The sequence below is a fragment of the Ralstonia sp. 22086 genome, from assembly GCF_052045975.1.
Taxonomy (GTDB): Bacteria; Pseudomonadota; Gammaproteobacteria; order Burkholderiales; family Burkholderiaceae; genus Ralstonia; species Ralstonia wenshanensis.
The window spans coordinates 282,481-306,882 of sequence record NZ_JBQEPZ010000005.1 but is presented as its reverse complement, the minus strand read 5'-3'; the positions used below and the strand labels follow the sequence as shown (position 1 = coordinate 306,882).

Sequence of the window (24,402 nt, the reverse complement as noted above, 5' to 3'; positions counted from 1 at the left end):
CCTCTGATGCAACTTAGAGAGGCCGACATGCCATCTGTCAAAAGCGGGCACCGCCCCGCGTCTTATCCATCCCCACCCCAAGCACCATCTAGCCCGACGCCCACGTCCTCCGACACAGGCAGGCTCACCAAGAACCGCACGTACCTGAACGGCGCCATCGCAGCACAGGCGTATCTCAAGCGCACGCGCACCGCCATGTGCACACACGGCCAATGCCGCCCAGGCATGCTGCGTGAGCAGCTTCAACACCTCTCTGCACACGCGTTCCCGCCGGCTTTTATCAAAGGCTTTATGGATGCGATTGATGCGTACGTATCGATGTCGCTCGGGGGCCGCGATGTCGATCCGCAGACGTGGGATGTGTTAGCCGCCATAGAGCGGCGTGGCTACAGCCAATAACAACAGATTGACGCATTCCCGTGACGGGCGGGAATGCCATGGTGCCTGCAAGCCCTCAAACCCTCTCCACCGGCTTCAACTCCCACATCGGCAGGTAGTTCATGATCGGCCGCTCAAACGTGCCGCCCTTGTCGATAAAGGGCTTGCCCGAATCCAGCATCGGCCGGAACGTATCGAGTTGCTTGGCCGCGTCGAGGTCAGTCCACAGGCTCACGTTCGATAGCGACGATGTCGACTCGTCTTCGCCCACATAAAACGCGACCAACCCCCGCATGGCTTCGATACCGGGCCGGAGCACGGGTTCGAGGTCGTTCATCATCTGCCGCATCTCGGCAAACTTGTCTGGCGGGCACCGCAGAATCGAAACTCGGACGACTGGCTGCATTGGAAACTCCTTTCGTTGAGATGCGTGAAACACCAATAAAGAAAATGCAGAAGGCCGACGCTACTGCGCCAAAAACTTAACAACCGCATTCACCGTAGCCTGCGTCTGCTCCTCCATCAACCAATGCCCCGCATCCGGAATCACCAGCTCCTGCACGTTGGTGGCGGCGTTGCGCATGACGATGGCTTCGTTCTCGCCGAAGGACTTGGCGCCGCCGATGGCGAGCACCGGCATGGGCAGCTTGGTGGCGATGGATTTCTGGTTGTCTTCCGCGTCTTGCGGGATCGACAGGAACTGCGCAAACGCTGAATGCATGGCGCCCGGCTTGGCGTAGAGGCGGGCGTAGTGGACGCGCGTGGCTTCGTCGATCTTGGAGGGGGTGCCGGCAAACTCATTCCAGAAGCGGTCGAGGTAGATGCGCTCGCGGCCTTTGACGAGCCGCTCGGCATCGGGGCCGCCGAACGAGAAGTGCCAGAGCTTGGGCGAGCGGACGATCTGCTCCCACGGCGGCACGCCCGGCACGGGGGCGTCCATGACGACCAGCCGCGTGGTCTTGTCCGGATAGCGCGCCGCGTAGGCAAACGCCACCATGGTGCCGATGTCGTGGCCGACCACATCGGCCTGGTCGATGTTCAGCTGGGTAAGCACGGCGCGGACGTCTGCAGCCTGCGTGCGCTTGTCGTAGCCGCCTTCGGGGTGCGACGACAACCCCATGCCGCGCAGATCCGGCACCACCACGGTGTGCGTGCGGGCCAGCTCGGCGGCCAGCGGCGCCCACATGTCGCCCGTGTCGCCAAAGCCGTGCAGCAACACCACCGCCGGGCCGCTGCCGCCTACGCGCACAAACAGCGTGGCCCCGTCAGTCTGGATGTTCTGGTGCCGGAAGCCGGGTGGATAGGGCTTGACCTGCGCTTGCGCAAAGGGCGTCATGGCCAGCATGAGCGCGACGGCGGCAAACAGTTTTCGCATGGCTTTCTCTCCGGGGGGCAGGTGGCTGGCCGGGCCGATGAGGAAGCAGCCTGTGGATCAGGTCGTACGGGCCGTGCGCGACGCGGGCAAACGGGCAGCGCGGGGCCTCGTAAAGAGTAGTACGCGCCGCGCGTGACGCAAGCGTGAAGGAGAGGGGGAGGAGGAGGCGCGCGTTGACGCCTCAGGCGTTATGGCCGGGGTGGGTGCCCGCCAGGCGATTCAAGCGCGCTGACCGCCGGATTGAAACGTGTACCGCTACGTCCGGCACTCGTACCAGCCCTGCGTCTGGTTGACGATGCGCACCACCAGCAGCATGACGGGCACTTCGATCAGCACGCCGACAACGGTGGCCAGCGCTGCACCTGAATGGAAACCAAACAGGCTGATCGCGGCCGCGACGGCCAGTTCGAAGAAGTTTGACGCCCCGATCAGCGCAGACGGGCAGGCGATGTTGTGCTTTTCGCCCACCGCACGGTTAAGCCAGTAGGCCAGCGCCGAGTTGAAGAACACCTGGATCAGGATCGGCACCGCCAGCAGTGCAATAACGAGCGGCTGCTTCAGGATGGCTTCGCCCTGGAAGGCGAAGAGCAGCACCAGCGTTGCCAGCAGCGCCGCGATCGACCACGGGCCGATCTTCGCCATTGCGGCGTCGAACGCCGATTGGCCTTTCGCGAGCAGCACCTTGCGCCAGATCTGCGCGAGGATCACCGGAATGACGATGTAGAGGACGACCGAAGTCAGCAGCGTCGCCCACGGCACCGTGATGGCGGACATGCCCAGGAGCAAGCCGACCAGCGGCGCGAATGCAATGACCATGATGCTGTCGTTCAACGCGACCTGCGACAGCGTGAACAGCGGATCGCCGCCAGTGAGCCGGCTCCAGACGAACACCATTGCGGTGCACGGTGCGGCGGCCAGCAGGATCAGGCCTGCGATGTAGCTGTCGAGCTGGTCTGCCGGCAGCATCGGCGCAAACAGATGGCGGATGAAGAGCCAGCCGAGAAACGCCATCGAGAACGGTTTGACGAGCCAGTTCACGACAAGCGTGACGCCGATGCCTTTGACGTGCTGGCGCACCTCATGCAATGCGCCAAAGTCGACCTTGACCAGCATCGGGATGATCATCACCCAGATCAACAACCCGACCGGGAGGTTGACCTGAGCGTATTCCATCCGACCAATCTGCTGAAACACGTCAGGCAGCACCTGGCCGAGCACGATGCCGGCAACGATGCACAGCGCCACCCAGACGGTCAGGTAGCGCTCGAAGAAATTGATGGAAGGCTTGGCCTCGGCCTGTGCCGGCGGCGCTACGTTGGATGCAGTCATTGGACGGAGTGCAGATCAGTTTTGCGAGATGCCTTCCAACGCCGTTTGCAGCTCGGCATTGCTCATGCTGTCGAGCGGCAGGGCCAGCAACTGCAGCATGCGATAGCCGATGGCTTGGCGTGTGAGGTCAAAGGCGAGGCGCTTGCCTTCGTCGCCGCCGGTCGCGTTTGACGGGTCGGCATAGCCCCAATGCACCTTGACGGGGCTGCCCGGCCAATACGGGCAGGTCTCGGCTGCAGCGCTGTCGCATACGGTAATGACGATGCGCATCTGCGGGGCGCCGTCCGCAACAAACTCGTCCCAGCTCTTGCTGCGGTAGCCGGTGGTGTCGATGCCTGCGTTGGTGAGGGCTTCGAGTGCGAATGGGTTGAGGCGGCCGCTCGGTGCGCTGCCGGCGCTGTAGGCGCGCACGTCTTTGCCGAGTTGCTTGGCCCAGTGGTTGAGCATCCCTTCGCTCAGCACGCTGCGTGCGGAGTTGTGGGTGCAGAGGATGAGGACGTTGGTGGTCATGCGTTCGCCCTTAGCAGCAGGATGAGCCGGAGCCCGACTTCACGGCAATGCCGATCGGCTTGCCCTTTGGGGTACGCGGTGCGCAGCAGGCAGAAGCCTCCGGGGCGGCGTCTTCCTTCTTGTCTTCGCTGAAGACCGGGATGTTGCTGAGCGAATGGAAGTGCTCCCAGGCGATGCCCTGCGGGTCGGTGATCCAGTGCTTGTCGCTGCGGGCATAGCAGCAGGTGGTTTCGCCTTCATCCAATAGCGCCATGTCTGCGGCTTCCGCACGGGCCTTCAGGTCGGCCAGTTCGGCAGCGTCATCGACTTGGAAGCCAAGGTGGTCAACGCCCGGGGCATTGCCACGTGTGGAGATGGCGAAGTTGATGCGCGGATCATCCAGCATCCACTTGGCATAGTCGGTTTCCACGCGGGTCGGCTCGGCGGCAAAGAGCTTGGAGTAGAAGGCGATGCTCTTGCTCAGGTCGTCAACGTGGAGATGGACGTGAAATCGTTTCATGGGATGCTCCTTCAGCACTTGCAGTCGGTGGCGCTCGCTTCCAGGCAGGCTTCGCCCTGGCAGCAGTTGGCGGTCAGGAAGCCCAGCAGGGCGTTCATGTGGTCATATGCCGCGCGGTAAATCAGGTTGCGGCCGTCACGCTCTTGCGTCACAAGGCGCGCGGCCGTCAGTTCCTTGAGGTGGAACGACAACGTGGCGCCCGGCACGTCGAGCCGTTCGGCAATCGCGCCTGGCGTCATGCCCGCAGGCCCTGCGACCACCAGCATGCGAAACACTTGGAGGCGCAGGCCGTGGGCCAGCGCGGCGAGGGATCGGATAACGTCGTTTTCTTCCATATTTCCAATATATTCGAAATATAGAGCTACAGCAAGGCGGTCAGTCTGCGATATCGGGAACCGCTTGGGGAGCACTTGACGCTGTTGCGCGAGAGATTGGGCGGTGGCGTCCGGTGGTTGCTCCACCCATCGCCAGAACCTGCATGCTGCTTTGCCCACAACCCAGCCACGGGCTCGATGCCCGACAGAGGGTTTATAGGTTTACTTCTTTATGTATACAGATAGTAGTAGTAGATAACGGTGGATAAGTCCTGTGGACAAGTACCAAAAGCGCTTTGACATCAAAGGCTTGCAGAACGGACAACCCATCGGACAGCGTGTGCCGTTGCGTGGATGAGTGCGGGGGATCGCGTTGGGCCCTCCCGACACGGTGGGAAGTTGTTCCCGTGCTGTCTGCACGCTGACCCCGGAGAACCAACACGCTTGTCCCTGGAGTTATTCACAGGGGGAAGGGCGGTTATCCACAGTGGAGTCTTCCCCCGCCCGGCTAGTGCGGGTAGTACTCCAGCTCTGCAATGCGCGTCCGGATCGCCTCGACGTTCAGGCCTTCGATATCGGGGCTCGCCATCGAGCCGCTGTCTGCTCGCCACGGCGCGTTGTCGGCGGTCTTCTGGGCGTTTCGATAGGCGAGCCACGCACGTTGGGCGTTGCGGATGGCCTCGCGCGATACGGGGTCGGATTTAGCCATCACGGCCTGATACAGCGTGTTCATCTGGCGGTCGTAGGCCTGATACGCGGTGTGCGTGCACTCGGTCATACCGGCCGTGGTTTGGCCGTGTGGGGTTTTCAGGCACTGCTCCAGCGCGTCGTCGACGGGGTCGGCAGCCCATGTGGCCAAGGGGAGCAGCGCCGCCGCGAGTGATAACGCGGTTACGAAATTACGTAGACCAGGGCGGACCGGATGGCGTGTGTCGTTCGGCAGGTAAGTGCCTTGTGCCGGGCATCGTGCGCAGACAGAAAGGGCCATCGCATACCTCGTTTTGTTGTCGCTGCGGGGGTGCTTGCCATGGTAGGAAAAGTCTTGCCGTGCCGCACTGGCTGAATACCTGTCGAAGTCGCTGCGGGCCCGGCCAGCGCTCGGTCAGTCGAACATTCGGGCCGGGAGAGGGACATTCTTTCTGCGCTTGGATCTCACGCCAGCCGGACGACGGTGTCCTGCATGGAGCCTTCGGCCCAGACATCTTTGTACTTTTCGAGCAAGGCAGCGTAGTCCCGATCCCCCAGTAGTTTCTCGTTCACTTGCTGCATCTTGTCGAGGCTATCGGCATCGAAGTGCCAATGAACATTGCCGCTCCCAAATTGCTCGGCGCCGAACCGCATGTTGAGCGCGTACGCCTTGTTGAGGTGGGCCGTGACCTCTGCCGCAAAAGCCAATGCCGACGGCAGCACCGCGGCATTCTTGACGGTAGCGGTGCGGATGAATCTGTACATGGTTGCTCTCCTATCAACGTGTCTGGAACCGATGCGGCACGCCGACAGCAGAACATCGTTGCTTTCATGGCCTCCGCCAGCCCATGTTAGAAGGCACCCTCATGCTTGCTTTGCTCTGGCTCAAGAACGATGGGGCCAGTTGAGCGGCCATCACGCTGGGGTCGTGCGCAGTCGGCGTAACGTTCTCGCGCGGTTGCGGTTCTCGCCAACGATGCTTGCAACGGCAAATGGCGGAAAGAAAGCACACCACTTCGCCCAATTCCCCAGCACAATCGCGCACACATTCATATCCCGCCCCCAAGGGTTTATCCAATGACGCCATTTCGCGGCATTGCCGCCATCGCTTTTGCCATCGCTGTGTTGCCCGCGGCCGCGCATGCAGCCAGTTTTGATTGCGCCGCTGCGCGCAGCCCAATCGAGCATGCCATCTGCACTGACGCGCAACTCTCCGCGCTGGATAGCGAACTGGCCGATACGTACCGCGCTGCGTTGAGCAAGCACGGTGTCGACACCGGTGAATTGAAGGCCGCGCAACGCGATTGGCTGAAACAGCGCGCGCCATCGGGCCAAATCGACGTGGAAGAATTGAAGTCCGCATACCGCTCGCGGATTGACGAGTTGGAAGCCCAACCCGCTTTTCCGGAGCCAAGCGAGCCGGTCAATGGTCAGGTCTTTCCGCTGACGGCGATCGCGAAGCAGCACGACTTCGTGCTGCGCATGCTCGAAGCCTGCCCGGCGCAAAGCGACAAAGAGGACACCACCTGCGAAGGCCCCGCCCAGTTGGTCATTCATGACAAGGGCCAACGCGCGGTGCGCCAGGTCATCAACCTGCCGAGGGTCTTCGTCGCCCTGCCCAAGGGGGGCATGGGGCCGCTGGTCAACTCAGCGCACCTTTATGACTACCAGGGCGTGATCAACGTTGGCGATTTCAACTTCGATGGCCAGGAAGACTTCGGCATCCAGACCGGCAACGAAGGCAGTTACGGCGGCCCGAGCTATGACGTCTATCTGTTCAATGCGCGGGCGCAGCGCTTTGTGCGCAACAGCGAGATGACGTCGCTGATCCTTTCGACACTCGGCTTCTTTGAGGTCGATGCCAAAAACAAGCGTCTGCGGACCTTTGCGAAGGGCGGTTGCTGTTATCACGAGACCACCACGTACCGCGTCGACCACGATGTGCCGGTCGCCGTCGGGCGCTACAGCGAAGAGGTGATGAATTCCGGCGACAAGATGAAGATCACAGAGGAAACGCTCGTCAACGGCAAATGGCGCAGCAAGGTGCATTACGAGCCGATACCGAAGTGAACGAACGCCACCATCAACAAACATGAAACACGCTAACGTATCTCATCTGCTGTGCATTGCTGGCCTGCTGCTCGGCACGCAAACCCCCCATGCCGCTGAAGATGCCTGCACCGCGCAGGTAGGAGGTGCGATCAAGCGGGCGTACCCCGCTGCGAAGCGCACGGGCAGCGGCTACAAGGTCGACGGCGCCCGCATCCAGTTGTCGGAGGCGTTCAACCCGCATGCAGTGGTGTGCCGTACGTGGCCCGCGCACCCGGAACTCACGCTCATGGCGGTGCCGCTGATGCAACAGGAGGATGCTGACGCAGGTAACGAAGGCGACCTTGAACTGTTCGTGCTCGACACGGCCAACGGCAGCATCCGGCAACGTCTGCGCCTGCCCGCGCGCATGTCGGACGATGCGGTGCGCATTCGGTCCGTCACCTTCGATACCGCGCGCTATGTGGTCGCACCCGGGCAGATGGCGTTTGGTGTGCGCATCGGCAAGGAGGGCAGCTCGCGGCCCAATCCTTTCAGCGAGACCACTTTGTGGCTCTACACCGTGCAGGGCAATCAACTGAAACCGGTGTTGAACGGCGTTGTCGTGGAAAGCGGGGGCGGTGAATGGGATACCAACTGCGCCGGCACGTTCGAGCAGACCAAGCGCACGCTGACCATGACATCGGACACCCACAACGGCTACGCCGATATCGCGGTGTCGGAAACCAAGTCTTCCTCCACCAACACGGTCGACAAGGCCGGCGAATGCCAGACGCACGACGCCAAGCCGCAACGCACCACCTACCGGCTTGCGTACGACGGCAAGCAATACGTCGTGCCGAAGGCGCTGGTGCCGCTGGATTGAGGGGCAGACGCTGCCGGATTTGCTGCGCCCTCATCCTGGCTTCTAGGCCATCTCGCCTAGCCGACGGCTGATAACGCTAACGCGGCGCCCGTTCTATACCTACGGTGTTCGGCCATGCATGGCCGTGGCGGCCCTGCCGCGGCGCTTGCCCTGGCCATCACCCAGGAGGCAAATCATGCGCATGCTCGTGAACGTGCGGATCCCGCACGAACCCTTCAACACCTACGTGCGCGATGGTTCCATCGCCGAGCTGATCCCGCGCGTGATGGCCGAAAGCAAGCCCGAGGCGGTGTACTTCACCGAGCAGAACGGCCATCGCGGCGCGGTGCTCATCGTGAACGTGGAATCGGCTTCGCACATTCCCGCGCTGGCCGAGCCGTGGTTCCTGCTGTTCAACGCAGACTGCGAGTTCCGCATCGTGATGAGTGCGGAGGATTTGCAGCAGGCGGGGTTGGCGGAGATTGGCGCCAAGTGGAAATGAGGTCAGACCCAGAGGCCCTGGCCCCATAGTGCTGCACGCTCGCGATGGTGGTTACGTTTGGTTGCACTGAAACGCACATTCTCATCTGTGCCTGCCTAGAATCGGTGGAACCAAAAACCAGGAGGAGGAAGCAGATGACCCGAGCACAATGGATGGTGGCGGCCGCAATGGCAGCGCTGTGCACCGTTTCGCTGTCGGCGCAGGCCAAGGGCAATGCCGGTGGTGGTTCTGCAGCACATATGAGCAGCCGCGGCATGTCGAACACCAACGGCCCCGACAGCCTGGACCGCGATAAAGGCAAGGCGCGTGCGGCAGACCGTGCGCATCAGCATGGCAAATCCACGCAGCACAAACACGCGGGCAAGGGCAAGTAAGCACCGCAACGCGGCAAAGAAAAAGCCGGTCACGCAGACCGGCTTTTTTGTTGCGCGAGCGCTGAGGTCAAAGGCTCAGCAATTGCCCTTCTTCGCCTGTCCAGGCGGGCAGAAGCCATTGCCCGGGCCACCTTGCGGGCGTGCGACCGGACCATCGACCGGCACGTAGACGCAACCGCCCAGCAGCGACGCACCCAAAGACAGGATGAGGATGATGTTCTTCATTGTGTTGTGAGGGGCGGGCTCCGCCCCTTTTTTCCCTGGTTAGAAACTGAAGTTGACCCCGGTCTGACTGCCGGCCGAAACATTGACCGGATTGCTCAGCGTGGCGCCCGTTGCACTGGTGGCCTGCACCGAATACTGGCCGGCAGATGCCGACACCGCCGACAGCGCGATCGGCAGCGTCGCGCTGTACGTGCCGACCAACGGCGCGGCTGCGGGCAATGCCAGCGAGTACGCGCCGGTATCGAGGTTGGCATTGGTCGAGGTGATCTCGTACGACACCGAGTTCACCGTTTGCAGCGCGCGCAACGTGGCCTGCGCCGATGCGGTGGCCGTGCCGGAGGCGGTATTGGTGGTGGAGGCCGGCAGCGTGATCGGCGCGCCCGTGGTGGAGACCGTGGTCGTCGTGCTGGCCGTGACAGGCACGGTGCGGATGATGCCGGTGGCATGGCCGGTCGGCAGCGCGTTATCGACGATCACCACGTCATACGCACCATTGGTGCTGCTCTGCACCAGCGGCGACAGCACGAACTTGCCCGTGGCGTCTGCCACCGTGCCGCGGATGACCTGGCCGTTCTGTTCGGCATACACCGTGGTGCCGGCCTGTGCGGTGGGCACGTAGCCGGTAATCGAACCGCTCACCACTGTGGGTGTTGCCGTGACGACCGGCTTGAGGCTGTAGCCGCCATTGCCCTGCTGCACGATCGATTTGCAGGCATTGAAATCCAGCACCAGATCGACCAGCGTGTTGGGCTGCACCGTGAAGGGTTGGATGATCTTGTAGCCGCTCTGTGCGGCGCTCGGGGTGGCCAGCGCCTGCTCGGTCGACGAGCCCGTCACCACCACGGAATTGGCTAGTGTGTTGCCCTGATTGGGAGACAGCACCAGGCGCAACTGCTGATATTGCCCGGCGGGCAGCGGGGCCGTACCGAGGTCAGTCAGCACGCCGTTGGTGAGCGATAGCAGATCGACCTTCTGCGGCGTGGCCAACGCGATGTCGGTCCAGCCGGCGTCGGTGTCGGCGGCTGACGCGCTGGCGTTCACGCGCACCTTGTTGACGGTGACGTAGACGTGATCAAAACCGCAGGACGGTGCGTCCGTCATCGAGACATGGAGGGTGCCCGTGCCGGCAGCCGTACCGCCATCCCCGCCGCCGCATGCAGCGATGAGGAATGGCAGGGGCAATGCAAGGAGGATGTTCCGATAAGTTGTTTTCATGGTTGTCTCCTCAGTTTGGGGGTGCCCGAAGCATAGTCCCGGCCATGGCACGCACTTTGGTCGAATTGAAACCAATCGTAACGCTGCTTGGGCGGGTGTGGTCTCACCCATTTGGGTTGCAAACGCTTGCGGCGCGCCGAAGATATTGCGGCGCGCGACAGGGGGCGCCGATCGTGTATCAGCGATGCAGCAGCGGATACAGCGCCAGGCCCAGCAAGGCTGCCCCCGCCACAATCACCGGTTCGGGAAGCTTCTTGAACGTCACCAGCAGCAACACGGTGGCCACGGCCAAGAGTGCCGTCGGCGCATCGACGATGGAGCGCTTGGCCAGCACGATCACCGCGCCGGCAATGGCGCCCACGGCCGCTGCCGTTACGCCATCGACAAAGGCCAGGATGGCGGGCAGCTTGCCGTATTTCTTGAAGTACGGCGCCGGCAGGATGGTGAACAGGTAGCACGGCAGAAACGTGCCCAGCGCGGCCACGCACGCGCCGGGCAGCCCCGCCACCAGATAGCCGATAAAGCCAACGGTGATGACCACCGGGCCGGGCGTGATCATCGCCACGGCCACCGCGTCGACGAATTGCTTATCGTTGAGCCAGTGGTGCTCCGTGACCACGCCGCCGTAAAGGAACGGCACGATGGCGAGCCCCGAGCCGAATACGAACGCACCGGCCTTGGCGAAGAACGCGCCAAGCTGCGCAAGCAGAGGTGAATCGACTGCGCTCAACAAACCACTGGCGGCCGCGACGGGTGCGAGGGCAACCGCGTTGATGCGGCCCTGGCGCAGCCACTTGGGCGGCGCACGCCAGAACCACACCAGAACGCCAGCCGCCAGAAACAGCCACGCCACTTCGGATTCAGTCAACACGGTCACTGCCGCCAGCAACAGGTAGACGGCCCACAGCAGCTTGTCTTTGCCAACGCTCTTGGTGGTGAGTTTGTGCGCGCTCATCGCGATGATGCCGATCACCGCGGCGCCCACGCCGTAGAACACCGACTGCATCCACGTGAGCCCGCCGAAGTGCACATAGGCCCAGCCCAGCGCCACCACCATCAGGAATGAAGGCAGCACGAACGCAATGCCGACCAGCGTGGCCCCAACGATGCGGAAGTGCACGTAGCCGAGGTAGATGGCCAGTTGCGCAGCCAACGGCCCGGGCGCGAGTTGGGCGAGCGCAAGGCCTTCCTTGTAGTCCGCCTCGGTGATCCACTGGCGCGTTTCCACCAGGTCGCGGCGCATGTAGCCGGCAAGCGCCACCGGGCCACCAAAGCCGAGTGCGCCAAGCCGCAGGAAATACAGCAGCAGTTGCCGCAGCGTGTAGGTGGGGCGTTCGGGGGCATTGTTCATGAGCTACCTGCAACGGGTGAGAGCGGTCATGGCTTCCGGCTGGCGGAAAAGTGCACGTACAGCGAATCGAGCACGGTGCCGATCTCTGCGAGCAGCGCATCGTCATCGGCCAGCCGTTTGCGGGCGCCCGCCATGATGGCTTCGAACCCGCCGGCTTCAGGCGTGGCCGCGCCGCCCACGTCGAGCGCATGGACCATGGCGCCTACGTGCGCGAGTCCCGCATCGTCGTCCAGCCCAAAGCTGGCGATGAGCACCTCGAACGAAACGCGCTCGCCCACATGCGTGAAGGCGGCACCGTCAAAGTCGAAGCCGAGCGCATCGGCGGGGCAATCGGCCGGGCTGTCGAGCCACAGGAAGCGCGCGTGCGGATCGATGAAGCGCTGGATGAGCCAGGCGCTGGCAACGCGGTCCACCCACAGGTGCCGACGTGTTGCCCAAAGGCGGCCTTGGTACTGCGTGCGATCACGGCGCGGGATGCCGCCGGAAGCGGCGCGCGGTTCGCCCGGCGATTGCGTGGCTTCGGCCGCCGCAGCAAAGTCGCGCCATTGCGCATCGGCGCGCACGGTCGCTTCGTTGGAGAAAAAGTCGATCTTGCGGATGGCCTCGTAGGCGCGGGCGTGGCGGCGCAGCAGCCGGTTGCGCTCGGCGCTGGGCAGCTCGGGAAGCGTCTTGCGTGCTTCAGACAGCTCGGCCAGCCACTCGGCGTAGTCGGGCGTGCGGTCGAAGAGGGCGCGGTAGGCCGCGTCTTCCGCCGCATCGCTGGCCTGCACGCGCAGTACCCAGGCCTGGCCGTCTTCCTGCAACGTCTCGTCTGCCAGTTCGTTGAGCTGCGCCGCGTGTTCCGCACGCGCAGGCAGCAGGTAGACGCCATCACGCAAGGCCGCACAGCCGATGGCCTTGATGGCGCGCCAGATACGCATGCGCGCGGTCGCTCGGGCAGTCGGCAGGCTGACGATCAGCAGCAGCCAGGAATCGGGGGAGGCGGTCATGACGGCAGGATAGGCGCGCGTCATAACCGCTGCAATGTTGTAGAGGTTCCTACATCAGCGCGGAGACCAGCGCCATGTCGGAAGCAACGCGGGACAGTTCGCGCAACAAGCCGACGGTCGAGAGTCTTCTCATGAGGAAGCCTGGCGGTGGGCTGGGGTCGCGGTTGCGCGCTTGTGGGTAGCGGGATTCCACACAACACCGCCCCCCTCAGCGGCCGGGCAGCTCCGCGCCCCACACCGCCGTAACGTTGCCGCCGAGCCGCCATTCAGAAAACGGGCGGCGCGGTGCAATCAGCGCAGGCAGCCGCGGGTCTCGCACGTGGGCGTAGTAGGGCTCCAACCAGCACAGCTCATCCTGGAAGGTCCACGGAAACAGCGCCTGCTTGATCGGCGAGATTTTTCCGAAGCTCGCCGGATCAACCACCGCGTCGATCACGAGGTTCGCCAGGCGGCCGATGGCGTGGTCGTTCTCTCGATACAGATCGATATTCCGCCGCTGCACCAGCTCTGCGGCAAACACCAACGGAATGAGCGCGAACGTGTGGTAGTGCAACGCGCGATCACCGCGCTTGATCTCACGTACGAGTGCGCCGTCGGGGCCGATATCGCGAATGCCCTCGCGAACGCGCAGGAGTCCGGAGTTGATCAGGTCGCTGTTGTCGGTTGCGGTGCCGATGGCAATCAGGTTGAGGCCGGCCCAATACACCAGGTTGTTATGCAGATGATTGATCGCCTCGGCGTTGCGGGTGGCGATCGCAATGCGTTCGAGCCACGGTGCGATGGCATCGAGCTGCGCCTGGTTTCGCTTGCGGATGTCGCTCGGCATGCGCAGCAGCACCATGGCGAAATCCGTTCCCGCCCACGACCGCTCGTAGTGGCCCTGATAGCCGGAAATCTTGCCCATCAGCGCATCGGCATCGGCCCAGGTTCGAAGCTGGGCCAGGGCGCAGGTCCAATCGCCCTTGTCGGCTGAGGCGTTGAGGTGCGCGATGAAATTGCGCATTGGTTTCACGTCGCGCGCATAGCCCGCTGCGTCGTCGTAAAAGCCTGGGGGATCGATCGTCCGCACTGGGGCAGGGATCTCGCAGGCGCGGGCTGCATGCACCAGGCCGAAGCCTGCACCGACGGCCAGCGAAACGGCTAACAACGTTCGAACGTACGCGCGACGCATTTCGACCTCCGGGACGGGACGGCAAAGGACGGCTGGCGAGGGAAGGCTGGAGCGAGCGGGCTTGCGAGAATCGATGCCTGCCCACGCAAAACGACGTGGTTCGCGGCAACGTTGACGAGGGTTACAAACTGTAGTGACGATGAAAAAAGAGCCGCATCGAGCGGCTCTTCTTATGTCAGCGGCAACGCGCACTTACGCCGCGTTCGATTGTGGCCCGTCGCAGCAGGCTCAGCGCCTCACCACTTTTTGGTCATGGGAGCTTGGCTCTGAGGCGATCTAGCAATGTCGGCGGCAGCGGCACGTACTCCTCAGGAGAGACTCCAAGATGGTAATAAACACGGTCACCATCAAAGAGCATTTGGGGGTAGATATCACTATATGTCCTCTCCGCGACTAGCTTATTTGTTTTTGCGTCATACAGCCTGAACAACGCACCGTCTCGATAAGGAAGATAGCAAACCTCGCCAATATATCGACGAAGGTCATCCACCTCTTTTCTGCACTCATTCGCATATATCCGACTTCTGACAAAGAAAGCGTACTGAGCAACAAGAGCAATGACAAATAGGATAAAAATCGCCTTAATCAGTCTCAATTTCATCCCGCACTAGAGATGTATCTTCTTGTCTGACGTGCTCATTTCGAGTGCCCCTCTTTAGATTCTTCGGTCGGATACAGCAGAAAACCGCCTTGCGGCGGTTTTCCTTGCGCAGGGAGCCTTACTCCACGCCTACCGCGTCCTCCTTTTTCCTCGACGGTTTGGCAAATCGCACCGACAGTTCCTTGCGGGCGGCATCCAGCCCCTCACCGTGGCCGGCCACCTTGAGGAAGGCATACCCCTCCAAGGCAGCGTTCATTACGTCGCTGCCCAGCGCCAGTTGCGAATCGGCCATCCGTTCGTGAATGCGGCCCAGGCGCATCACGCGGCTGCGCAACAGGTCGAACGCCGCCAGATCGCGGCGCAGCTCTGCAATGTTGAAGTTGGCGGGCAGCACGTTTGGGTTGGCACCGAGCACCTCGACCGCCGTGCGGGCAAACGCTTCGGATTTGCCGCCCATCTTGGTCAGAAACCGACGCTGTTCGATGGTCAGGTCGATCAAGCCGGTGAGCTTGTCTTCCAGCGTCTTCAGCGCGCCGTCCACGGCGGCCAGATCGGTTGCACTGATCTGAAATGAAATCAGGTTTTGCGACATCACATTCCTCTGTTACGGGTTGGCAGCGTCATGCCTCAGGGGCATGACTGCGCGAGAGTGGACGCTGCCCACGCCGTACGCAATGCCAGCCAGCGCTTTTCAGAAAATGCTGATGCAGACCGTGTCCGGAACCACGTCGATGCAGTTTCGAACGCGACACCTCCACGTTCAGTACGTCATGCATGACGTTTGTGGCCCGACATTTGGCGTTCGGAACGCCATGTATGAGGTTCAGAACCGAATCTGATGCGTCTGAAACGCGACCCTATCGCGTTCTGAACGCCATCCCATTGGGTTCCGAACGCCATGGGGAGGGTTCCAAACGCAATCGTTGTGGTTCTGATCTTGGCGAAGGCCGTCGTGAACGCGATGGTCGCTGTTCAGCACGCTTGAGGAAGGTCGCCACGCGGGGAGAGGGTGGGCGAGTACAAGCAAGGCTGGAACGTGAGCGGTAGCGCTCGATCGGTGTAAAGCCGATGTAAAGCCGTCCTTACCGGGTTCGCCCATAAAGGGGAGCGGCCACACGAGAGTGGCGGCAAGTACTTGTCCTTAGTCCTTGTCGGTTACCGCCGGGGGTCCCAGTCCTCGGCCGCTTTCTCGCATGGCACAAAAGCAGCACCGCGAATACGGCGCCACCGCCTATTGAAGCAATGGGCGGCAGAGGCAGAACAGATCAGAGTTTGCTCATGCACGTGCAGTGGGGTGTTCCGTGGAACACGGGGCGAGCGCTATTGCTGCTCACGGCTACCTCAGCCCGCATTATCCCCACCTTCCTGCGCCTCACGCTCTTCACGTTCCTCGCGCTCTTCCCGGGGCAGGGTCAGCATGCCGGTGTTGTAGACGTACTCATACACCTCGCCGTAGCGGCCCCATTCGATGCCGATCTTGAGCACGCGCTCGGCTTCTTCGGGCTTGAGGTACGCCTCCAGCTCGCGCAGCACGTGCTCTTCGCGGATCTCGCCGTCTTCGTTAGCGTCCAGCTCGGCGCGGATGTGCGCGGCCAGGGCGACGCGCTCCAGCAGCTTCTGGCCGAACAGCACCTTGCGCTCGGGCGGTTCGGTTTCCATGTAGGTCTTGCCGAACGGCGTGACGATGATGTCGCCGCGTTCGATGGTGGCCAGTTGCAGCAGGGCAAGCGCTTCGCACGCGGGCAGCAGATCGTCGTCGGTCACACCGGCTTCTTCTGCCAGGTGCGGAAGGTCGGCACGGCCGTTGAATGGCGCCTCGACCAGCAGGTCGAGAATGGCCTCCATCTGGCCGATCTCGGCATCGGGCAGGCGGTAGGCAAGCTGCTCGGCTGCGGGCTCCACGCCCACGTGCACGCCCACGCGCTCCGGCGAGGTCATGAGGCCGTACACCTCGTCGATGAGGTTGCGCACGGCGGCGGAATCCCGGTTGCGCGGGCGCGGGAACGGCACGCGCACCTCGGCGCGGATACGCCCCGGATCGCTCGAGAGGATGACGATGCGGTCGGCCATCATCACCGCTTCTTCAATGTTGTGCGAGACGATGAGGATGCTCTTGATGTTGGTGCGGCGGTCTTCCCAGAGGTCGAGCATTTCGTCGCGCAGGTTCTCGCCGGTCAGCACGTCGAGCGCGGAAAACGCTTCGTCCATCAGCAAGAGGTCGGGCTCGGTCACCAGCGCGCGCGCAATGCCCACACGCTGGCGCATGCCGCCAGAGAGTTCGCGGGGCAGGGCGCTGTTGAAGCCCGACAGGCCGATCAGGTCGATGGCCTGTTCAGCGCGTTCTTCCCGCTCGGCCTTGGCCACGCCTTGCGCTTCCAGGCCCAGCTCGACGTTCTGCTGCACCGTCAGCCACGGGAACAGCGCAAACGACTGGAACACCATCGCAATGCCCTGCACGGGGCCGGAGTATTCACGCCCGCGAAACAGCACCTGCCCGCGATCGGCGCGCACCAGGCCTGCCATGATGCGCAGCAACGTCGATTTGCCCGAGCCCGATTTGCCCAGCATGGCGACGATCTCGCCCTGGCGCAGGTTGAGGTCCACGCCTTCGAGCACGGCACGGTCTGTGTGGTCTGCGGTGCGGAAGATCTTCGAGACGCCGCGCAGCTCCATGACGCTTTCAGCGCTCTGGCTATGGGTGCTGGTGGTAACCATGTGTGTTCTCAGCTAAATAGGTCGTCTTGGAACGTGCCCAGGATCCGTAGCGAGCGCCCCGAGGTTGGCCCGAGACGCGCAGCCGTACATGAGTACGGCGAGCATCGCAGGGTCAAGATCGGGTGCGCAGCAGGATCATGAGCATGTTCTTACAGGCGGGTGCGCTCTTGCGCGATGTCGTACAGGCGGTTCCACAGCAGCCGGTTGAAGCCGACCACGAACAGGCTCATCACGGCAATCCCGAGTGCAATGCGCGGGAAGTCGCCCTTCGATGTCATCTCGGCGATGTAGCTGCCCAGGCCCGTTGCCACCAGCGTGCGATCGCCCCAGGACACGTATTCCGACACGATGCTGGCGTTCCACGAGCCGCCGGCGGCCGTCACCAAGCCGGTGAGCAGGTTGGGGAACACGGCGGGGATGAGGAAGCGCTTCCACAGCAGCCAGCCGCGCAGGCCGAAGTTGCGGGCGGCCAGTTTCAGTTCGGTCGGGATGGCCGACGCGCCGGCAATCACGTTGAAGAGGATGTACCACTGCGTGCCGAAAATCATCAGCGGGCTCAGCCAGATTTCCGGGTTGAGCGCGAAGCGCGCGATGAGCATCACCGCCAGCGGGAACATCAGGTTGGCGGGGAACGCCGCCAGGAACTGCGCCACCGGCTGCGCGATGCGCGCCACGTTCGGGTTCAGGCCGATGCGGATGCCGATCGGCACCCACACCAGCGCGGCCAGCGCGATCAGCAGGATCACGCGCACCATGGTCAGGAAGCCGAGCCAGAAGACGTGGCCGACCTCGGCCCAGCCCACCTCGGAGCGCACGAACTGCAGCACGTGCGCCACCGCCACCAGCGCAGCCAGGATGATGACGACATCGGCGATGCGGTGCGACCACGGGAAGCGCGGCAGGAACCCATTGCTGCCAGCAGCCGTGGGCCGCGTGCGTTCGGCACCCCAGGACAGCGTGCGCTCGGCCATCGCGGCGGTACGCTCAAGCAGGGCCTTGACCCACTCAGAGCGGCGCAGCAGGTCAAGCAGCCACGATTGCGGCTCGCGCTCCGACGACATCGTGTCGAAGCGGAAGCGGTCTGCCCAGGCAATCAGCGGGCGGAACAGCAGCTGGTCGTACAGGATGATGCCGATCAGCATGGCCAGGATGGCCCAGCCGATGGCCGGCAGGTTCTGCTGCTGGATCGCCAGCGAGATGTACGAGCCGATGCCCGGCAGCTTGATGTCGTGGCCCGACACCGAGATGGCTTCCGACGCCACCACGAAGAACCAGCCGCCCGACATCGACATCATCATGTTCCACAGCAGGCCCGGCATGGCGAACGGCACTTCCAGGCGCCAGAAGCGCTGCCACTTGGACAGGCGGAACACTGTGGCGGCTTCTTCCAGGTCGGTCGGGATGGTGCGAAACGATTGGTACAACGAGAACGCCATGTTCCACGCCTGCGACGTGAAGATGGCGAAGATGGCCGCGCATTCCACGCCGACGAGGTTGCCCGGGAACAGCGCGATGAACCCCGTGACCGTGATCGACAGAAAACCCAGCACCGGAATCGATTGCAGGATGTCCAGCGCCGGCACCATCACCTTCTCAGCCGTGCGGTTTTTGGAAGCGATGGCGGCAAACGCAAACGAAAACGCCAGCGACGCGCCCAGCGCCAGCAGCATCCGGATACTGGTGCGCAGCAGGTAATAGGGCAGCTCAATGATGTCCAGACTCACGTCCAGGTGCTCGCCGGGCGTGTAGGGCACGTTCATCTGCTTGGCGGCATAGGCCACGAGCACGATGGCGGCCAGGATGATCGGCAGCAGCGCCAGGTCAAACCGGTTGGGCGGCGCCGTCAGCAGGTGGCCGAAGTTGACGCCAAAGTTGGTACCGAAGGTGGTACCCAAACGGCCCCGGATGGTGGTTTCGTTGTCGTTCTGCTGCATCTTGGATAACCGGGACGGAAACCGCGGACGAAATTCGGGCGCCTCAAGCCAAAGGCCCAGGCGCAATACATGGCATGGCGTACTACGGGGCTGGGCGCAGTGCTTTTGCGCAAGCGTCGCTTGGCACTCGGCGGCAAGCCGCCTAGTTTACCTTGCGTAACGTCAGAGCCCGCCGCGCGGTTGTCAGTCTGACGACGTCACATTCCAGAAATGTGACAGAGATGCGACAGCGTCGGTTTGTCATGTTTTACCCAACACATCTCCTGCCGTGTTGCACCGGAGGCCCGCCATGTCCGTTATTGCGCAAGTGATCGTTACCGTACAGGGCCGCGTGCAGGGTGTCGGCTACCGCGCTGCCTGTGCGGACCGCGCGCGCCTGCTGGGGTTGCGCGGCTGGGTACGCAACCGCCGCAACGGCGCCGTCGAGGCGTTCCTGGCCGGACCCGAGGCCCATGTGCTGAGCATGCGGGAATGGATGTGGGAGGGACCGGACAGTGCACTGGTCACGCAGCTGGAGGTGGTCACGGGCGAGCATGAAGCGCCGGTCCCCGGTTTCGAGATCCGCCCGACGGTGTAGTTTTCGCCCCGCCGGATCAGTACACGTTCGGCACGATCATCTCTTCCGGCACCGGGTGGCGGATGTACTCGGCGTGGTGCACGCGCTCGGGCAGCAATACCGGCGGATGCAGCACCGGGTGATAAGGCACTTGGCCCAGCAGATGGTGGATGCAGTTCAGGCGCGCGCGCTTCTTGTCGTCAGCCAGCACCACCCACCACGGCGATTCGGGGATGTGCGAGCGCTCGAGCATCGCCTCCTTGGCCTGCGTATAGGCTTCCCAGCGGCGGCGGCTCTCCAGATCCATCGGGCTCAGCTTCCACTGCTTGAGCGGATCATCGATGCGGCTCTGGAACCGCACTTCCTGCTCTTCGTCCGTCACCGAGAACCAGTACTTGACGATCTGGATGCCCGAGCGCACGAGCATCTTTTCGAACTCGGGCACCGAGCGGAAGAACTCGTCGTATTCCTCGTCGGTGCAGAAACCCATCACACGCTCGACGCCGGCGCGGTTGTACCAGCTGCGATCGAACAGGACGATCTCGCCGGCGGCGGGCAGGTGCGCCACATAGCGCTGGAAGTACCACTGCGTACGTTCGCGGTTGGTGGGAGCGGGCAGTGCAGCCACGCGGCACACGCGCGGGTTCAGCCGTTGCGTGATGCGCTTGATGGCGCCGCCCTTGCCGGCGGCATCGCGCCCTTCGAAGATCACCACCAGCCGGTGGCCAGTCTCGATCACCCAGTCCTGCAGCTTGACCAGCTCGCCCTGCAGGCGGAACAGCTCGCGAAAGTACATGCGCCGCGTTTCGCGCGCTTCGTCGCTGATGCCTTCGCCGCCACCGAGCAGGTGGTCGTCGATTTCCATCTCCAGCTCTTCGTCAAGCGTGTCGAGGAGGTCTTCCTGCAGGCGCGCCTGGCGGGCTGCGTCGCGTTCGCTCATGGTGTGTTGCTCCTGCCGATCTTGCGGATATTGCCGATGTTGCCGAGGGGGGCGCTGCGCACGGACAACGCAGTGCAAGTCTAAGCCCGACTAGGTAGCACGGGCATGTGGCAGGGGAGTGACATGGCAGCTTCGCCCATCGCGCCAGGTTTTCGGCTCCCGCCGCTATTGCCCGGCAGCACGCCCGTAATCTGCCTGCGCCGCCGCGTATCCGGCGGACCACAGGAGCTGGAGCTGCCCATGCCGTCCCCATTGCGATCGATCCTAAGCTGCCTCCGTCCGACGCCGCCGGCCGAAGAACACGCCTCCACATCAAACAGCCGCCCGGCCGATCCGGCCGCCCACGCGCCACGCCGTGCGCCAGTGACGTTGCAGGGCTTGGCCAGCTTTGCTGCCCAACGCATGCGTGAGCGGCAGGTCGAGATCAAGGCCTTGGAGCCCGATACGCGCAGGGCGCTGTCCGATGGCGAATGCCAACTGGGCGGTTATGTACACGCCCGGCAGACCGACGGCCGTCCCGTTGAAGGCCGACAACTGGACCGGCTCGTGCGCGCGAACGAAACCGTCATGGAGACCCGCCAAGCCCTGTCGCATGGCCGCGGCAATGTCGTCGACGATATCCATGACAGCAACGGCCAGAGCACGATCCGGGCCGTGGCCGGCCGTGTTGTGAGGACACAGCTTCCATCCAACTACGGTCCAGGGGTCAGCATCGCGGCGAGCGCCATGGCGGCGCAGGCCGGCAACTGCGGCGAACATGCCAACGTGGCGGCGTTTCTGCATGCCGCCAAGCTGGGCAGCGGCGAATACGCGTATGCCGTGGGCAGCACGACAATCGACCACCGCTGGGCGCAGTGGCACGCCGCCAGGGGGCGCGACCCCGACCACGACCTCGTCATGGACCCGTGGGGCAAAGGCCCCGCCATTTTCGCGGTGGATGGTGAGTTTGCTGGCGGCGAGCGCGACGTCGGGATCGAGCGCGAATACGACCAGAGTACGGGTGCCAAGGCCCATGCGGACATGAGCGAACTGCAGCGCGATCACCACCAGCAGATGCAAACCAATCTGCATGTGGCGATGGCGCATCTGGGCCCTGATTTCCGGCTCAGGGACAGCGCGATCTTTGCCGTCACGCCGGTGATCTCCAGCGAATTTGCTGAACGTGTCAACCAGAAGATGTTTGCGGCACCGGACGCTGCCAAGCTGGCACCGAAGAACCGACGCCTCGTGCGGCAGGCGAAGGAACGGATACGCACCGGCGAACCCCGGATGGCACCGTTGCGTCAGGAAATCCACGCCACGCAAACGGCGCGGACCTTGGGCGCAAGCGGCATACGGGAAGTCACGCAAGCGGCTGCACGCATCGCCCAGGTTGCCGCGGATCTGGAGAACTATCCGCTGGCATCGCACCCGGCGCAGACCGCGCCCGAAAATCTCTAGGCGTACGGCCCGGCCGAGGCGGCCGCCTCAGCTCGACTCGCCTTCCAGCATGAACTTGGCGCCGTCGTCCTGGCCGAGCAGGCGCACCAGCGTGGGCATGGCTTCCTGCAATTGCGCCTTCAGCGTCCACGGCGGGTTGACGATGAACATGCCGCTGCCGTGCAAGCCTAGGCCACCCTCGACCGGGTGCCTGACGGTGAGCGTGACGTGCAGCCAATCCTTGGGGCGCAACTGCTTCAGGCGCGAGGGAAACTGCGCGGCTTCGCGCCGCTGCACAAGCGGATACCAGACCGCATACATGCCGGTGGCGAAGCGCTGCAGGCTGTCCTGCAGCGCGTGCACGGTGCGGGCGTAATCCTGCTTGTCTTCAAACGAAGGGTCGATCAGCACCAGCGCGCGGCGCGGCGGCGGCGGCAGGATCGCCTTGATGCCGGCAAAGCCGTCGCCGTCGTAGAGCATGACCTTGCGGCCTGCACCACGGAAGTTGTTGGACAGCACCTTGATTTCGGAGCTGTGCAGCTCAAACAGGCGCAGGCGATCGGCGTCGCGCAGCATCTGCCACGCCAGCCACGGCGAGCCCGGGTAGTGCCTGAGTTCGCCGTTGGGGTTCAGCTCGCGCACCTGGTCGAGGTACGCATCAAGCAGGGGCGGCAGCGTTTCGCCGGCTTCTGCCGCGCGCCACAGCGGCCCAATGCCGGTATCGAATTCGGCCTTCTTCTGCGCCCATTCGTGGTCCAGCGCGTAGAGGCCGGCACCGGCGTGCGTGTCGATGTACCAGAACGGCTTGTCCTTCTGCGTGAGGTAATCGAGCATCTGCACAAGCACGGCGTGCTTGAGGACATCGGCGTGATTGCCGGCGTGGAAGGCGTGACGGTAACTGAGCATCGGCGGGCCATGTGCGCCCGGAGTATCAGGCGCGGGCAGAGAAAACGGTAGGCGCGAATCCTACCACCGTGCGGGATGCGTCCCCAGCGGCACGCTCGGCAGCGTCCAGTGCGGCGGCGTGTCGGAGAGCTGCCCCGCGTGGCGCAGCGCCGTGAGCGCGCCAAAACCAGACGGCGACGTTTCCAGATACGCACCGATCTCTTCATAGCGCGGATCGGCCGCATCGAAGCCGTTGGCCATGCGGCCGAAGCTACGTAGCCAGTGCGCCGTCTGGGCGAGCGACACACGCACGTGCCAGCTGCCGCCTTCTGTCATGCGGCGTGCGAGCGCAGTCATGGCGCCCGCCGCCATCAGGTAGCCGGCGCCGTGATCCAGCGCCTGCGCGGGCAGCGGGCGCGGCTTGGCATCGCTGGCCGCTTGCGCTTCGGCCCAGTTGAAACCGCTGGCGGTCTGCACGAGCGAATCGAAGCCTCGGCGATTGGCCCAGGGGCCGTCATAGCCGTATGCGCACAGGCTCACGTAGACGATGCCAGGGCGCAGCGCGGCAACCTGCTCGGGACCAAACTCCAACGCAGCCAGGCCACCGGGCCGATAGCCCTGCACGAAGATATCGGCGTCGCGCAGCAGCGTGCGGAGTTGGTCGGCACCGGCCGCATCGCGCAAGTCGAGCTGCGCAGAGCGCTTGCCGCGCCCGGTGTCGATCACCAGCGGTGGGATGGCGGGCAGATGCGGCCCCGTGACGAGCAGCACATCGGCCCCATGCGCGACCAGCGTCCGGCCGCAAACGGGGCCGGCAATCACGCGCGTGAGATCGAGCACGCGCACGCCCGAGAGCGGTCGGCCGTCGGCATGCGCCGGCAGCTGCTGCGGTGGCGCATCGCCAATGCGTTCGATCGTCATCAGCGGCTGGCTTGCGACGGCAATGCCTTGCGGGTGCGCGTCCCACTCTTCAAACGTGCGCGCAGCGGTGACGACCATCCCCGCCTGCGCGGCCGCCTCTTCAAACGCTTCGGCCTGCCATTGGTTCAACGCGGCGGCTACAGCGGCCCGGTCATACGCGCAGCCGAGCAGCTTCAGCACACCGTCACGGTGATGCGCAAAGTTGGTGTGCAGGCGCACCCAGCGGCCATCGCCGCAGCGATAGAGCCCAGCGATCTTGTCCCACGGTTCGGGCGGTAACTGGCCATCGACACGGAAGTAGCGCTCGGAGCGGAATTCCAGCGCTGCGTGGTGCATGTCGACCGATACGGTCTGCTGCCTTCCGCTGCGCAACGTGTCGACCTGTGCGGCCGCCAGTGCAGCGGCGGCAATGGTGCTCTGCGCCAGTGTGCCCACGGCAAACGACGACGGCAGCGCCGGCTCGGCGCCCGTGAGCGTGGCGCGCGACAGCACATCGGCCGGCTGACCGAGCACGGTCCACAACTGGCCGAGTGCGCTTGTGGCGCTGACAGTCTGCATGGAAGGATCAACCACATCAGCAACGGGTGACGGCATGGCGGGGCTCCGCGAGCGAGGTGCG

26 protein-coding genes are annotated in these 24,402 nt (G+C 63.7%); 7 read left to right on the top strand and 19 right to left on the bottom strand.

Annotation, left to right across the window (positions count from 1 at the left end):
* Positions 1–27 precede the first annotated feature (27 nt).
* Positions 28–399 (top strand): hypothetical protein, encoded by a 372-nt coding sequence (locus ACTJK6_RS22210; protein ID WP_316870473.1) that lies wholly within the window; start codon positions 28–30, stop codon positions 397–399.
* 55 nt (positions 400–454) lie between these two features.
* Here ACTJK6_RS22210 and ACTJK6_RS22205 read toward each other — a convergent pair whose 3' ends face one another.
* From ACTJK6_RS22205 to ACTJK6_RS22170, 8 genes are all read right to left on the bottom strand, one after another.
* On the bottom strand, positions 455–784 hold the full coding sequence (locus tag ACTJK6_RS22205; protein WP_440840193.1) for a hypothetical protein: 330 nt from the start codon (positions 782–784) through the stop codon (positions 455–457).
* Between the two features lie 60 nt (positions 785–844).
* The gene (locus ACTJK6_RS22200; RefSeq protein WP_440840192.1) at positions 845–1,753 is read right to left on the bottom strand and encodes an alpha/beta fold hydrolase; all 909 of its coding nucleotides are present in this window, start codon (positions 1,751–1,753) and stop codon (positions 845–847) included.
* Between the two features lie 255 nt (positions 1,754–2,008).
* The gene (gene arsB, locus ACTJK6_RS22195; RefSeq protein WP_440840191.1) at positions 2,009–3,082 is read right to left on the bottom strand and encodes an ACR3 family arsenite efflux transporter; all 1,074 of its coding nucleotides are present in this window, start codon (positions 3,080–3,082) and stop codon (positions 2,009–2,011) included.
* 15 nt (positions 3,083–3,097) lie between these two features.
* Entirely contained in the window at positions 3,098–3,592 is a 495-nt protein-coding gene (locus ACTJK6_RS22190; RefSeq protein WP_260803626.1) for an arsenate reductase ArsC, read from the bottom strand.
* A gap of 10 nt (positions 3,593–3,602) precedes the next feature.
* On the bottom strand, positions 3,603–4,091 hold the full coding sequence (locus ACTJK6_RS22185; RefSeq protein WP_440840190.1) for an ArsI/CadI family heavy metal resistance metalloenzyme: 489 nt from the start codon (positions 4,089–4,091) through the stop codon (positions 3,603–3,605).
* An 11-nt stretch (positions 4,092–4,102) separates the two neighbouring features.
* On the bottom strand, positions 4,103–4,426 hold the full coding sequence (locus ACTJK6_RS22180; protein WP_260803625.1) for an ArsR/SmtB family transcription factor: 324 nt from the start codon (positions 4,424–4,426) through the stop codon (positions 4,103–4,105).
* A gap of 487 nt (positions 4,427–4,913) precedes the next feature.
* Positions 4,914–5,264 carry a lysozyme inhibitor LprI family protein gene (locus ACTJK6_RS22175; RefSeq protein WP_260803624.1) on the bottom strand — a complete coding sequence of 117 codons (351 nt, stop codon included), beginning with the start codon at positions 5,262–5,264 and terminating at the stop codon, positions 4,914–4,916.
* Between the two features lie 293 nt (positions 5,265–5,557).
* A complete protein-coding gene (locus ACTJK6_RS22170; RefSeq protein WP_440840189.1) occupies positions 5,558–5,857 on the bottom strand; it encodes a hypothetical protein in 300 nt (99 codons plus the stop codon).
* 312 nt (positions 5,858–6,169) lie between these two features.
* On the opposite strand from ACTJK6_RS22170, the gene ACTJK6_RS22165 reads away from it, so the two are divergent.
* The 4 genes from ACTJK6_RS22165 to ACTJK6_RS22150 all read left to right on the top strand — a co-directional run bounded on the left by ACTJK6_RS22165 (position 6,170) and on the right by ACTJK6_RS22150 (position 8,861).
* Positions 6,170–7,162, top strand: coding sequence for a lysozyme inhibitor LprI family protein (locus ACTJK6_RS22165; protein WP_440840188.1), 993 nt, complete (start codon positions 6,170–6,172; stop codon positions 7,160–7,162).
* A 22-nt stretch (positions 7,163–7,184) separates the two neighbouring features.
* A complete protein-coding gene (locus ACTJK6_RS22160) occupies positions 7,185–8,006 on the top strand; it encodes a hypothetical protein (RefSeq protein ID WP_440840187.1) in 822 nt (273 codons plus the stop codon).
* A 175-nt stretch (positions 8,007–8,181) separates the two neighbouring features.
* Positions 8,182–8,487 (top strand): panthothenate synthetase, encoded by a 306-nt coding sequence (locus ACTJK6_RS22155; protein ID WP_440076431.1) that lies wholly within the window; start codon positions 8,182–8,184, stop codon positions 8,485–8,487.
* 134 nt (positions 8,488–8,621) lie between these two features.
* Positions 8,622–8,861, top strand: coding sequence for a hypothetical protein (locus ACTJK6_RS22150; RefSeq protein ID WP_440840186.1), 240 nt, complete (start codon positions 8,622–8,624; stop codon positions 8,859–8,861).
* Positions 8,862–8,936: 75 nt separating this feature from the next.
* Here the strand turns inward: ACTJK6_RS22150 and ACTJK6_RS22145 are convergent, their stop codons facing one another.
* From ACTJK6_RS22145 to ACTJK6_RS22110, 8 genes are all read right to left on the bottom strand, one after another.
* Positions 8,937–9,086, bottom strand: coding sequence for a hypothetical protein (locus ACTJK6_RS22145; RefSeq protein ID WP_186829252.1), 150 nt, complete (start codon positions 9,084–9,086; stop codon positions 8,937–8,939).
* 39 nt (positions 9,087–9,125) lie between these two features.
* Complete coding sequence (locus tag ACTJK6_RS22140; RefSeq protein ID WP_440840185.1) at positions 9,126–10,301, bottom strand: DUF4382 domain-containing protein; 1,176 nt, start codon at positions 10,299–10,301, stop codon at positions 9,126–9,128.
* A 178-nt stretch (positions 10,302–10,479) separates the two neighbouring features.
* The gene (locus ACTJK6_RS22135; protein WP_440840184.1) at positions 10,480–11,652 is read right to left on the bottom strand and encodes a chromate transporter; all 1,173 of its coding nucleotides are present in this window, start codon (positions 11,650–11,652) and stop codon (positions 10,480–10,482) included.
* A 26-nt stretch (positions 11,653–11,678) separates the two neighbouring features.
* Positions 11,679–12,641: a chromate resistance protein ChrB domain-containing protein gene (locus tag ACTJK6_RS22130; protein WP_232043070.1), complete on the bottom strand. Its 963-nt coding sequence runs from the start codon at positions 12,639–12,641 to the stop codon at positions 11,679–11,681.
* 208 nt (positions 12,642–12,849) lie between these two features.
* Positions 12,850–13,812 (bottom strand): mannuronate-specific alginate lyase, encoded by a 963-nt coding sequence (locus tag ACTJK6_RS22125; protein ID WP_440840254.1) that lies wholly within the window; start codon positions 13,810–13,812, stop codon positions 12,850–12,852.
* 719 nt (positions 13,813–14,531) lie between these two features.
* Positions 14,532–15,005, bottom strand: coding sequence for a hypothetical protein (locus ACTJK6_RS22120; protein WP_260798525.1), 474 nt, complete (start codon positions 15,003–15,005; stop codon positions 14,532–14,534).
* 749 nt (positions 15,006–15,754) lie between these two features.
* Positions 15,755–17,128, bottom strand: coding sequence for an ABC transporter ATP-binding protein (locus ACTJK6_RS22115; protein ID WP_232041441.1), 1,374 nt, complete (start codon positions 17,126–17,128; stop codon positions 15,755–15,757).
* Between the two features lie 149 nt (positions 17,129–17,277).
* A complete protein-coding gene (locus tag ACTJK6_RS22110) occupies positions 17,278–19,062 on the bottom strand; it encodes an ABC transporter permease (protein ID WP_316880692.1) in 1,785 nt (594 codons plus the stop codon).
* Between the two features lie 289 nt (positions 19,063–19,351).
* Here ACTJK6_RS22110 and ACTJK6_RS22105 point away from each other — a divergent pair, with 289 nt between their 5' ends.
* A complete protein-coding gene (locus tag ACTJK6_RS22105) occupies positions 19,352–19,639 on the top strand; it encodes an acylphosphatase (RefSeq protein WP_440840183.1) in 288 nt (95 codons plus the stop codon).
* A 16-nt stretch (positions 19,640–19,655) separates the two neighbouring features.
* On the opposite strand, the gene ppk2 is transcribed toward ACTJK6_RS22105, so the two are convergent.
* The gene (gene ppk2 / locus ACTJK6_RS22100; RefSeq protein ID WP_440840182.1) at positions 19,656–20,558 is read right to left on the bottom strand and encodes a polyphosphate kinase 2; all 903 of its coding nucleotides are present in this window, start codon (positions 20,556–20,558) and stop codon (positions 19,656–19,658) included.
* Positions 20,559–20,726: 168 nt separating this feature from the next.
* On the opposite strand from ppk2, the gene ACTJK6_RS22095 reads away from it, so the two are divergent.
* On the top strand, positions 20,727–21,998 hold the full coding sequence (locus tag ACTJK6_RS22095) for an AVRPPHE avirulence protein (protein ID WP_440840181.1): 1,272 nt from the start codon (positions 20,727–20,729) through the stop codon (positions 21,996–21,998).
* Positions 21,999–22,025: 27 nt separating this feature from the next.
* Here the strand turns inward: ACTJK6_RS22095 and ACTJK6_RS22090 are convergent, their stop codons facing one another.
* Both ACTJK6_RS22090 and ACTJK6_RS22085 read right to left on the bottom strand, forming a co-directional pair.
* A complete protein-coding gene (locus ACTJK6_RS22090; protein WP_232041436.1) occupies positions 22,026–22,883 on the bottom strand; it encodes a 23S rRNA (adenine(2030)-N(6))-methyltransferase RlmJ in 858 nt (285 codons plus the stop codon).
* A 60-nt stretch (positions 22,884–22,943) separates the two neighbouring features.
* Positions 22,944–24,377 carry a CoA transferase gene (locus ACTJK6_RS22085; protein WP_440840180.1) on the bottom strand — a complete coding sequence of 478 codons (1,434 nt, stop codon included), beginning with the start codon at positions 24,375–24,377 and terminating at the stop codon, positions 22,944–22,946.
* Between the last annotated feature and the right edge of the window lie 25 nt (positions 24,378–24,402).